The 10,409-nt window shown below is 63.4% G+C and carries 10 protein-coding genes and 2 pseudogenes; 9 read left to right on the top strand and 3 right to left on the bottom strand.

All coding sequences use genetic code 11. The annotated features are described in order from the left end of the window. Positions 1–8 precede the first annotated feature (8 nt). The 3 genes from ACLKMW_RS11620 to ACLKMW_RS11630 all read left to right on the top strand — a co-directional run bounded on the left by ACLKMW_RS11620 (position 9) and on the right by ACLKMW_RS11630 (position 2,389). Positions 9–470: a DoxX family protein gene (locus tag ACLKMW_RS11620; RefSeq protein WP_415724628.1), complete on the top strand. Its 462-nt coding sequence runs from the start codon at positions 9–11 to the stop codon at positions 468–470. A gap of 162 nt (positions 471–632) precedes the next feature. After that, the gene (locus ACLKMW_RS11625; protein ID WP_415724629.1) at positions 633–1,607 is read left to right on the top strand and encodes a complex I NDUFA9 subunit family protein; all 975 of its coding nucleotides are present in this window, start codon (positions 633–635) and stop codon (positions 1,605–1,607) included. 35 nt (positions 1,608–1,642) lie between these two features. Further along, positions 1,643–2,389, top strand: a complete 747-nt coding sequence (locus ACLKMW_RS11630) for a sulfite exporter TauE/SafE family protein (protein WP_415724630.1) — start codon at positions 1,643–1,645, stop codon at positions 2,387–2,389. Positions 2,390–2,408: 19 nt separating this feature from the next. Here the strand turns inward: ACLKMW_RS11630 and ACLKMW_RS11635 are convergent, their stop codons facing one another. Continuing rightward, positions 2,409–3,215 (bottom strand): undecaprenyl-diphosphate phosphatase, encoded by an 807-nt coding sequence (locus ACLKMW_RS11635; protein WP_415724631.1) that lies wholly within the window; start codon positions 3,213–3,215, stop codon positions 2,409–2,411. Positions 3,216–3,380: 165 nt separating this feature from the next. Here ACLKMW_RS11635 and ACLKMW_RS11640 point away from each other — a divergent pair, with 165 nt between their 5' ends. The 5 genes from ACLKMW_RS11640 to ACLKMW_RS11660 all read left to right on the top strand — a co-directional run bounded on the left by ACLKMW_RS11640 (position 3,381) and on the right by ACLKMW_RS11660 (position 8,789). Beyond that, positions 3,381–4,073, top strand: a complete 693-nt coding sequence (locus ACLKMW_RS11640) for a glutathione S-transferase family protein (RefSeq protein WP_415724642.1) — start codon at positions 3,381–3,383, stop codon at positions 4,071–4,073. Continuing rightward, positions 4,054–5,223, top strand: a complete 1,170-nt coding sequence (queG, locus tag ACLKMW_RS11645) for a tRNA epoxyqueuosine(34) reductase QueG (protein ID WP_415724632.1) — start codon at positions 4,054–4,056, stop codon at positions 5,221–5,223. The genes ACLKMW_RS11640 and queG overlap by 20 nt, the downstream gene beginning before the upstream one ends. Next, the gene (locus ACLKMW_RS11650; RefSeq protein ID WP_415724633.1) at positions 5,220–6,122 is read left to right on the top strand and encodes an SDR family oxidoreductase; all 903 of its coding nucleotides are present in this window, start codon (positions 5,220–5,222) and stop codon (positions 6,120–6,122) included. The genes queG and ACLKMW_RS11650 overlap by 4 nt, the downstream gene beginning before the upstream one ends. A 108-nt stretch (positions 6,123–6,230) precedes the next feature. After that, positions 6,231–7,292: a penicillin-insensitive murein endopeptidase gene (gene mepA / locus ACLKMW_RS11655; RefSeq protein WP_415724634.1), complete on the top strand. Its 1,062-nt coding sequence runs from the start codon at positions 6,231–6,233 to the stop codon at positions 7,290–7,292. A 468-nt stretch (positions 7,293–7,760) separates the two neighbouring features. Further along, the gene (locus ACLKMW_RS11660) at positions 7,761–8,789 is read left to right on the top strand and encodes a glucokinase (RefSeq protein WP_415724635.1); all 1,029 of its coding nucleotides are present in this window, start codon (positions 7,761–7,763) and stop codon (positions 8,787–8,789) included. A gap of 38 nt (positions 8,790–8,827) precedes the next feature. Here the strand turns inward: ACLKMW_RS11660 and ACLKMW_RS11665 are convergent, their stop codons facing one another. Beyond that, a complete protein-coding gene (locus tag ACLKMW_RS11665; RefSeq protein WP_415724636.1) occupies positions 8,828–9,451 on the bottom strand; it encodes a transglutaminase-like cysteine peptidase in 624 nt (207 codons plus the stop codon). 185 nt (positions 9,452–9,636) lie between these two features. Further along, positions 9,637–9,807, bottom strand: a pseudogene (locus ACLKMW_RS11670) (IS630 family transposase); the annotation flags it as partial. Between the two features lie 66 nt (positions 9,808–9,873). Between ACLKMW_RS11670 and ACLKMW_RS11675 the strand changes: the two are divergent. Continuing rightward, positions 9,874–10,409: pseudogene (locus ACLKMW_RS11675) on the top strand (IS110 family RNA-guided transposase); the annotation flags it as partial.

Consider the following 10,409-nt stretch of genomic DNA (forward strand, 5'->3'; position numbering starts at 1 on the left):
AATAGGAGATGGACTTGGCCGAAGCGACCAATACAACACCGGGCGGACGCCTGATCATTCCCGCACTTGGCGGTCTTTACCGCAACCTGCATGAGGGAGCCGAAACCCTGCTGCGAGTCGTTGCGGGCCTGGCGCTCGTCACACATGGCGCCGTCAAGATCGTCAATCCGTTCGGAGCCATCGAGATGGTCGAGGGCCTCGGCTTCTATCCAGGCGCATTCTGGTCGCCGCTACTGGCCGCAACCGAGTTCTTCGGCGGCATTCTTATTGCGCTCGGCCTGCTGACGCGGCCTGCCGCCGTCGCGGCGACGATCGTGCTTTTGGTGACGGTCTGGTTTCACTGGATCACCATGGGCCAGGGCTATGGCGGCGCTGAAAAGTCGATTCTCTGGGCGGCGATCTTCATCTTCTTCGCCATTCGCGGCGGCAACCGGCATTCGGTGGACGCCAGACTCGGCCGCCAATTCTAACAGCCGTCACGGCTGGTCAGACGAACAGCCCGCCGGATAGACGCCGGCGGGCTTTTTCGCTTGCGAGATGCGGCGGAAAGCGCCGTGCTGTGCTCTTTGCCTTTGCCGCGAAACCGACTAATACACGTCCGTTGCGACGCCTGAGGCATGACGGAGCCAGCCATGACAGAAATCCTGCAGACCCCGAAACTCGTTACCGTTTTCGGCGGATCGGGCTTTGTCGGCCGCCACGTCGTGCGGGAATTGGCCAGGCGCGGCTATCGGGTGCGTGTCGCCTGCCGGCGCCCGGATCTGGCGGGCCATCTGCAGCCGCTCGGCAATGTCGGGCAGATCCAGGCGGTGCAAGCCAATTTGCGCGTGCGCTGGTCGGTGGATCGGGCGGTCGAGGGCGCCGACCATGTCATCAATCTGGTAGGCATCCTGGCTGAGACGGGCCGCCAGAAATTTCCGGCCGTACATGAACTTGGCGCGCGCACTGTAGCCGAGGCGGCTCGCGCGGTCGGCGCCGGGCTCACCCATATCTCGGCCCTTGGCGCTGACGCGCGGTCGCCTTCGTCCTACGCGCGCACCAAGGCGCGCGGCGAAAAGGCCGTTCTGGCGACGATCCCCGATGCGGTGATCTTCCGTCCCTCGATCATGTTCGGCCCGGAAGACGCCTTCTTCAACAGATTTGCCGCCATAGCGCGGCTTTCGCCGGTGCTGCCGCTGATCGGCGGCGGACAGACGCGCTTCCAGCCGGTCTATGTCGCCGACGTCGCCGAGGCGATCGCGCGCGCGGTCGACGGCACTGTCGCGGGCGGCAGGATTTATGAGCTCGGCGGGCCGAATGTCGCGAGTTTCAGGGAATGCATGGAGGAGATGCTCGAAGTGATCGGCCGCGACCGCTGGCTGGTAACGGTGCCGTGGTGGCTCGCCCGGTTGCAGGGAGCGATCCTCGGCAGGCTGCCCGGCAAGCTGCTGACCTCGGATCAGGTGCTCCTGCTGCGCTCCGATAATGTCGTTTCGACGGAAGCGGAAAACGAGCTTCGCACCTTTGCCGGTCTCGGCATCTTGCCGCAATCGACTGCCGCCATCCTGCCGACCTATCTCTGGCGCTACCGTGCCGCCGGCCAGTTTTCGCGCAAGACCTTCGCCTGAGGCCGCGCGCTAGCATGGAGGCGGTTTCAGCTCTCTTGCCAGCGGACCTGAGCGTCTGGGTTGGTGCGCTGCTGGTGGTGGCGAGCTTCTTCACCTCGGCACTGACCGCCGCTTTCGGCGTCGGAGGCGGCCTCGCCATGCTGGCGCTGATGGGCCTGTTCATTCCAGTCGCCGCCCTCATTCCGGTGCATGGCGCGGTGCAGTTCGGCTCCAACACCGGCCGCGCCTGGCATCAACGCGAAAATGTTCGCATGGAGGTGGCCGGCCCGTTCATAGGCGGCAGCATCATCGGGGCGATTGCCGGTGTCTTCCTGGTGGTGCAACTGCCAGACAGCCTGCTGAAGCTGGTCCTTGGCGGCTTCATCATCGCCATCGTCTGGTTCAAAATTCCCGGCATAGAAAGCATCGGCCGGTTCGGGCTGATCGTCTGGAGCGTGTTCCTTGCCGTTCTCAGCATGATGGTGGGCGCCACCGGACCCCTGGTTTCGGCGGTTTTCGCACAGTTCTTCCGCAACGAGCGCAAGGCGCTGGTCGCGACCCATGCCGCCGCGATGACGGTTCAGCACGCGCTGAAGATCGTGGTGTTCGGACTTGCCGGTTTCGCCTTTGGCGATTGGTTGCCGCTGGTGCTGCTGATGATCTGCTCCGGCTTCCTCGGCACGATCTTCGGCACAAGGCTTCTTGAGCGCATGCCCGAGGAGGTGTTTCGGAAGTGGTTCAAGATCGGCATCACCATTCTCGCGCTCGATCTTCTGCGGCGCGGGATAGCCGGCTGGATTTAAGTCTGGAAACTCAGGCCCGTCAGCCCCAGATCAGCAACGCGGCCAGGCCGATGCCGCCGACGATGAGCCGCCACCAGGCGAAGACCCGATAGCCCTTGCGCGAGACGTAGCCGAGCAGGGTGCGGACGACAATGACCGCCATGATGAAGGACGCGACGAAGCCCGCCGTTATGATCGGCAGGTCGGCCGCCGACAGGATGTCGCGGTTCTTGAAAAGGTCATAGGCGAAGGCGCCGGCCATGGTCGGCATAGCCAGGAAGAACGAAAACTCCGCCGCCGAACGCTTGTCTGCGCCGAGCAGCAGCGAGCCGACAATCGTCGCGCCCGAACGCGAGGTGCCCGGAATCATCGCCAGGCACTGGAACAGCCCGATCTTGAGGCAGAGTGACAGCGGAAATTCCATCACGTCGTGATATTTCGGCTTCAGCGCCAGGCGGTCGACGCCGAGAAGCACGAAGCCGCCGATGATGAGCATGATACAGATGAGCATCGGCGATTCGAAGAGCACCGTCTTGATGAAGCCATGTGCCATCGCGCCGATGACGGCGGCCGGCAGGAAAGCCACCAGAATGCCGAGCACGAAGCGCTGAGTTACGATGTCGCGCGGCAGTTGGGTAGCTATTTTCCACAGGCGGGCGGAATAGACCGTCAGGATCGCCAATATGGCGCCGAGCTGGATCAGCACCTCGAAGGTCTTGCCGGTTGATTCGAAGCCGAGGAAATGGCCGGCCAGCAGGATATGCCCGGTCGACGAAACGGGGATGAACTCGGTCAGCCCTTCGAGCAGGCCAAGCAGAAGGGCTTCCACGATCGTCTGATTTTCCATTGGGCACTCAAGGACGTTGAACGGGAATGTGAAGCGAGGGCATTCGCTTGTCACGGCGCGGAACACCCCCTATAGGTCGTGACGCCTCGACCTCCCGGGGAATCGTGTGCATAGAAATACCGGCGCGGCCCCAAAATGACCAGCGCGCTTTTTCACCGCAGGACAATGCTGACGCTTTTCCATCACCCCATGTTCGCTTCGTGCCGTTTCGTTCGCCTCGCATTCGGCGAGTATGGCGAGGAGCTTGCGCTGATCGAGGAGAAGCCATGGGCGCGCCGCAAGGAGTTTCTGCAGCTGAACGCGGCAGGCACGCTGCCGGTCCTTCTGGCCGAAGGCGACGTGCCCATTGTCGGCGCGAATGTGATTGCCGAATATCTCGATGAAACCCGTGGCGTACTCAAGCGCGACAAGCGGCTTTTGGCCGAGGACCCGATGGATCGCGCCGAGATACGCCGCCTCGTCGACTGGTACCTGGCCAAGGCCGACAGCGAGGTGACCCGCCATCTGGTGCGCGAGCGGGTACTCAAGCCGCAGATGCCGAGCGACATGGCCGGCCGTTCGCCCGATTCGGCGGCGATACGGGCGGCACGCGCCAATATCCGTCAGCACATGAAATATACCAACTGGTTGGCGGGCACCCGTCATTGGCTGGCGGGCTCACGAATAACCTATGCGGATCTTGCCGCCGCCGCGACGATCTCGGTGCTCGATTATCTCGGCGAGATCGACTGGAACGGGCATGGCGCGGCGCGAGAATGGTATGCGCGGGTGAAGTCGAGACCGTCGTTCCGCCCGCTGCTTGGCGACCGCGTGCGCGGCCTCTCGCCGGTATCCCACTATGCGGACCTCGATTTCTGATCGGCCGGACAAGGCTCTCGCGCTGCGGCAGCTGATCGACCGCGAGGCGCACCGCGCCGGCTTCGATGCGGTTGCCGTAACCACCCCCGATGCTATCCCGCAGGCGCCGGCACGCCTCGCCGAATTCGTCGCAGAGGGATTCCATGGCTCAATGGAGTGGATGTCCGAAACGCTGGCGCGGCGCGCCGATCCGACGACGCTATGGCCGGACGTGCGCTCGATCATCGTTTTGGCGATGAACTACGGACCTTCGGACGATCCGCGCGAATTGTCGGCCATGCCGCGACATGGTGCGATCTCGGTCTACGCGCGCAACCGCGACTATCACGACGTCATGAAGGGCCGGCTGAAGGAGATTGCCGGCAAGCTGGTAGCCAAGGCCGGCGGCGACGTGAAGGTGTTCGTCGATACGGCGCCCGTCATGGAAAAACCCCTGGCGCAAGCCGCCGGCATAGGCTGGCAGGGCAAGCACACCAATCTGGTCAGCCGCGAGTTCGGTTCCTGGCTGTTCCTCGGCACTATCTTCTGCACGGCCGAACTGGCGCCGGATCGGCCGGAACCCGATTATTGCGGCTCATGCCGTGCCTGCCTCGACGCCTGCCCGACGCATGCTTTTCCAGCGCCCTATCGGCTCGATGCAAGGCGGTGCATTTCCTATCTCACGATCGAAAACAAGCGGCCGATCCCGCACGAATTTCGCGAAGCGATCGGTAACCGGATCTATGGCTGCGACGACTGCCTGGCGGCGTGCCCGTGGAACAAGTTCGCTCAAGCGGCGTCGGAAGCGAAACTCGTAGCGCGCGACGATCTGCGCGCCCCCGCACTTGCCGATCTCCTGGCGCTCGACGACGCCGGGTTCCGCGCCTTCTTCTCCGGCTCGCCGGTCAAGCGCATCGGCCGTGACCGCTTCCTGCGCAATGTGCTGATCGCGGCCGGCAATTCCGGCGATGGCGGGCTGGTTCCGGCCTGCCGCAAGCTGCTTGCCGATCCGTCGCCGCTGGTGCGGGGCGCTGCAGTGTGGGCGTTGTCGCGGCTGATGGATCGCGCCGCCCTGCTTGCGTTGCGGCAAGATGGCGAGGAAGATGCGGACGTGCGCGATGAGTGGGCTTTCGTCGCCGGTGAGCGCGAAACGGAAGGGACGAGCGCATGAGCCGAAACCTGTTCATTTTCGGCGCCGGCTATTCTGGACTGGCGGTGGCGCGGGCCAGGTCTGCCGGGTTCGACATTGCCGGTACGACGCGGTCCGAGGCGAAATTCGAGGCGCTGCGGGCGGAGGGTATCGCACCGCACATTTTCGACGGCGAACTGACGCCGGAAGTAGTCCAGGCTCTTCAGCAGGCAACGCATCTGCTGATCTCCATCGCGCCTGGCGAGAGCGGCGATCCGGTGCTCAACGCGGCCGGGGAGACGATCGCCCACAATATGCCGAATCTCGGCTGGATCGGATATCTGTCGACTGTCGGCGTTTATGGCGACCATGTCGGCGCATGGGTGGACGAAGCGGGCGAATGCCGGCCGGTGTCGCAACGTTCGAAGCTGCGGCTCCAGGCCGAACTGGCATGGCAGGAAATCGGCCGCCAAACTGGACTGCCGGTGGCGATCCTGCGGCTTTCGGGAATTTACGGGCCGGGGCGCAACGCCTTCGTCAATCTGGCGAACGGCACTGCCAAGCGGCTGGTTAAGCCCGATCAGGTGTTCAACCGCATCCATGCGGAAGACATTGCCGGCGCGGTCTGGCACCTTGCGGGCCTTGGCCGGGGCGGCGTTTTCAACGTCACCGACGATCTGCCGTCTCCGCCGCAGGATGTGGTTGCCTATGCCGCCGCTCTGATGGGTGTCGAGCCGCCGCCGGAAATTCCATTCGAAACGGCCGAATTGACGCCGATGGCGCGGTCATTCTACGGCGAAAACAAGCGCGTTTCGAACGCGTCCATCAAGCGCGCCGGCTACCGCTTCCGCTACCCGGACTATCGGGTTGCGCTCGATGCGATGTGGCAGGCGGGGAACTGGAGGAATGGCCGGGCCCGCAGCCCGATGAAAGCCGGGTAATCGGGATTGGACCTCATGTCATTATTCTGCCGGTAATCGTCGGTTCACGATTCAGTAACCAAGGCGTCTCAAGCTTGTGGGCGGGGGCCGGACCGAATGGAAGAACGCATGAGAAGTTTTTTTCGCGATGCAACGCGGCTGGTCGCGGCAGCGCTCGCAGCCATCCTGCTTTCTGCGCCCCTGGCGAGTGCCGATACACTCGCAAAAAATCTGTTCGGGGCAACGAAGCTTCCCGCGGCAACAGCCGCGAAGTCATTCGGCTTCTACTCCAAGGGCTGCTTTTCGGGCGGTGTCGCGATCGCCACGGATGGGCCGACCTGGCAGGCCATGCGGCTTTCACGCAATCGCCGCTGGGGTCATCCGACGATGATCAGGCTGATCGAGAAACTGTCGCACGAGGCAGTGGCCGACGGCTGGCCTGGCCTGCTGCTCGGCGATATTTCACAGCCACGCGGCGGCCCGATGCTGACCGGCCACGCCTCGCACCAGATCGGTCTCGACGCCGATATCTGGCTGACGCCGATGCCCGACCGCAGGCTCTCGGCGGCGGAGCGTGAGAGCGTGAGCGCGACCTCGATGATCCGCAAGGGCGGCCTGACCGTCGACGAACGGCTGTGGACGCCGGCGCATGCGAGACTTCTGAGGCGCGCCGCGAACTATCCCGAGGTCGAGCGTATTCTGGTCCATCCCGGCATCAAGAAGAAGCTGTGCGATACGGTCACCGGCGACCGCTCATGGCTGCACAAGATCAGGCCATTCTGGGGCCATGACTATCATTTCCATGTCCGCATCGGCTGCCAGCCGGGGTCGACCGGCTGCAAGCGCCAGGAGGCGACGCCGAAGGGTGATGGCTGCGACAAGTCGCTGGCCTGGTGGTTCACCGAGGAGCCGTGGCGGCCGGCAACGGGCCCGCAAAAACCCAAGGCCCGAGACGTGATGACGATGGCAAGCCTGCCAAAGGAGTGCCAGGCGGTGCTCGACGCCCCGTCGCCGATCTCGGAAGCGGCGGTAACGATCGGCGGCTTGGGAACGGCTGTCGCCTCCGCGCCTGCCACCGCAGACAAGCCCACCATCGAAACGGTCCTCGGTGCCAGCCCGATCGCGGCGAGCGCCTTCGCGCCAACCCCCACCCGCCGTATTCCGCTGCCGTTTCCACGGCCCACGAATTAGGACCAATCGACATTCAGGATTTGAGCGTGGCGCGAGCCGGATTTCGGTCCTGAACAGGAGAAAAGCGCATGGCGGTGTAGACCCCTTCGAGCATTTTCGACGCATTCAGGGCCGCAATCCGCCGCGTTCCGCAGGGATATGGCTAAAATCGCCCATTTCCGCGTCGCGAAGCCTCGACGCAGGGCAACTGCGCCTTCGGCTCCGCTCCTCGAACTGAACGATTTTTGCTCATACCACGCCGCAAATCCTGAATGTCGATTGGCCCTAGCCGACGGCATTGGCGGGCGCGGATCATTTCTCCGTTGATCCGCGCCCCTTGATGCCGCATGGATGGGCTAGAGCATCGGACCGAAAAGTGGAATCCGGTTTTCGCAACGATCCGCTGCTCGATCAAAGTGTTGGAACGTCCTTTGTGCGTCCGATGCACGGCGCTCTAACGACCGCCGCGTGAAACCGGAGACATGTGGAATGGCTGATCGAGGCGACGATGGGGCCGCGCTGCAATTTCCGATCCTGATCGGCGATATTGGCGGAACCAACGCCCGTTTCGCCATCGTGGCCGATGCCGCGTCCGAGCCCGGCGCACCGCGGATCGTCCAGACGGCAAGCTATGCATCCATCGACGAAGCGGTTCGGCAGGCGGTGCTCGACCATAGCTCGATCAAACCGCGCTCGGCCGTGTTTGCCGTCGCCGGTCCCGTGGACGGCGACGAGATCGCGCTCACCAACTGTCCGTGGGTGGTGCGGCCGAAGGCGATGTTTTCCTCGCTTGGCGTCGGCGAGGTCGTCGTCCTCAACGACTTCGAGGCACAGGCACTGGCGGTCGTGGCGCTCGGCGACGAGCATCTGGAGAAGATCGGCGGCGGCAACGCCGAACCGAATGCCGGGCGCGTCGTGCTTGGCCCGGGCACTGGGCTCGGCGTTGCCGGCCTGATCCATTCCGGCGGCAAGTGGATTCCGGTGCCGGGCGAGGGCGGCCATATGGATATCGGGCCGCGTACCGATCGCGACCGTCAGATATTCCCGCTTCTTGAAACGATCGAGGGTCGGATATCGGGCGAGCAGATATTGTGCGGCCGCGGCCTGGTGAATGCCTATCACGCCGTCGCCCGCGCCAACGGCGTGGAACCGCTTTTTTCGACGCCGGCTGAAATCACCGCCGCGGCACTCGCCAAATCCGACGCGGTTGCCGAGGAGGCGGTTCGGTTCTTCGTCACCTGCCTTGGCCGCACCGCCGGCGACCTGGCGCTGGTCTTCATGAGCAGGGGCGGCGTCTATCTGACCGGCGGAATTGCCCAGAAGATCGTGCCGGCGCTCAAGGAGCGAAATTTTCGCGAGGCGTTCGAAGACAAGGCGCCGCATCGCGAACTGATGAAGACGATGCCGATCTATGTGATCACGCATCCGCTCGCCGCGCTGGCCGGGCTTGGAGCGTATGCGCGAACGCCGTCGCGCTTCGGCGTGGAGACAGCCGGACGTCGGTGGCGGTCCAACTAGCCGCAGGAACCGGCCAGTGCCTTTCCGGTCTGAAAGGCCTACTGCACCGAACCGACGAGCGGGGCCTGGCCCTCGCGGATCGTCACCCAGTGGCCGGTGTGATTGCTCGCCTGCCGCTTGAGGAAATGATAGCCGCTTGCTTCCCAGGGGCGTATCGCGTCGGTCAGATTATCGAGCACGAAATCTCCCCGGTCGGTCCGCACCGTCAGGATCGCGTGACCTTCACCATCGCTCTTGCGCACGACGGTGATGAGCAGGTTGGAAAGCGACAAGCCCCTGGCGACGAGTTCACGGCGCTTTTCCAGCACGTAATCTTCGCAATCGCCGATGCTGTCTTCCGGATATGCCCAAACCTCGTCCTTGCCGTAGATGTCGAAATCATTGGCCGGCCCTACGGCGCCATTGACCTCGAGATTGACGTCGACGAGGGTTTGCCACAGTTCCCCGCTCATGCGCTCGGGGCCGGTATCGCGTGAACGGATCGAACATTCGGAGGGGTTGGCCCGGCAGAACTCATAGTGACCGATCGGTTGCGACGTCAGGCCGCCGATAGTCATGGAGCCCGCCGCGAAGGCGGGGGCCGCGGCCCACGCGCCGAAAGCCAGTCCAACCAGAAATGTCGCGCGCCGGTATCCACCTCGCGCCTTCGGTGAGGAAATCATTGTCCCCGGCCCCGTTTGCCGTTGTCTGTTTTTTGTTAACGAAACGTTAACGGCGTTAACAGAGCCATGTCAATTACAGCGAACGGATGATTGTCGGGATGGTTACCGACCGCGACGATTCTGCAACAGGTAGCCGGCTGAACGAGGACGGTATGCAACGGTATGTTGCCTAGAGCACGTCCTGTTTAATCCGGGTCATATCCTGCGGCCCTGAAGTAGTTGGCGCATTCGGCCGGCGTGAAGAGGTCGATGATGGGACCGACGGCATCCCACAGAGCCTTGATGGTTCTCTCGGCTTTGGCGCGCATGAGGGCCTTGAGCTTGGAGAAAGCATTTTCGATTGATGGTGTGGATGGCTCCTGCTCCCGGCGTCGCATTGCGCCATAGTTGGGATGTTGTCGTCCCGAGCAAAGGAGCCATCCATGTCCGAGCTTGCCACAGTCGGTATCGACCTCGCAAAGAGCGTCTTCCAGATCCATGGTGTCGATGAGAACGGTCGGGTTCTCGTGCGCCGCCAGCTTCGCCGCGGCCAGTTGCTGGCGTTTTCCAGAAGCGTCCGCGATGCCTGATCGGCATGGAGGCTTGCGCAGGTTCTCACGACTGGGGGCGCAGGCTTCAAGAGATGGGGCATGACGTTAGGCTGATGCCGCCGTCCTATGTGAAGCCTTACGTGAAGCGTGGGAAGACGGATGCTGCGGACGCGGCCGCCATTTGTGAAGCCGTGATGCGGCCTTCCATGCGATTTGTCGCCGTCAAGAGCGAAGCCTGCTCAGCGGTCCTTGTTCTTCACCGCACGCGGGACTTTCTGGTTCGCCAGCGCACGCAGATCGGTAATGCGATCCGTGCCCACATGACGGAGTTCGGTCTCATAACGGCGAAGGGCGCGCAGAATGTAGATCGACTGAAGGACCAACTGGACCAACTGCCGGAAGTGGCCCGGACGCCCGTGAGCTTGCTC

Origin of the sequence: Borborobacter xinjiangensis, from assembly GCF_047739745.1 — a bacterium.
Taxonomy (GTDB): Bacteria; Pseudomonadota; Alphaproteobacteria; order Rhizobiales; family Rhizobiaceae; genus Pseudaminobacter.

Excerpts from the sequence above, each read along its gene's own strand:
- ACLKMW_RS11665 (WP_415724636.1), bottom strand. The coding sequence starts at position 9,451 with ATGATTTCCTCACCGAAGGCGCGAGGTGGATACCGGCGCGCGACATTT.
- ACLKMW_RS11640 (WP_415724642.1), top strand. The coding sequence starts at position 3,381 with ATGCTGACGCTTTTCCATCACCCCATGTTCGCTTCGTGCCGTTTCGTT.
- ACLKMW_RS11650 (WP_415724633.1), top strand. The coding sequence starts at position 5,220 with ATGAGCCGAAACCTGTTCATTTTCGGCGCCGGCTATTCTGGACTGGCG.
- queG (WP_415724632.1), top strand. The coding sequence starts at position 4,054 with ATGCGGACCTCGATTTCTGATCGGCCGGACAAGGCTCTCGCGCTGCGG.
- ACLKMW_RS11635 (WP_415724631.1), bottom strand. The coding sequence starts at position 3,215 with ATGGAAAATCAGACGATCGTGGAAGCCCTTCTGCTTGGCCTGCTCGAA.
- ACLKMW_RS11625 (WP_415724629.1), top strand. The coding sequence starts at position 633 with ATGACAGAAATCCTGCAGACCCCGAAACTCGTTACCGTTTTCGGCGGA.
- ACLKMW_RS11660 (WP_415724635.1), top strand. The coding sequence starts at position 7,761 with ATGGCTGATCGAGGCGACGATGGGGCCGCGCTGCAATTTCCGATCCTG.
- mepA (WP_415724634.1), top strand. The coding sequence starts at position 6,231 with ATGAGAAGTTTTTTTCGCGATGCAACGCGGCTGGTCGCGGCAGCGCTC.
- ACLKMW_RS11620 (WP_415724628.1), top strand. The coding sequence starts at position 9 with ATGGACTTGGCCGAAGCGACCAATACAACACCGGGCGGACGCCTGATC.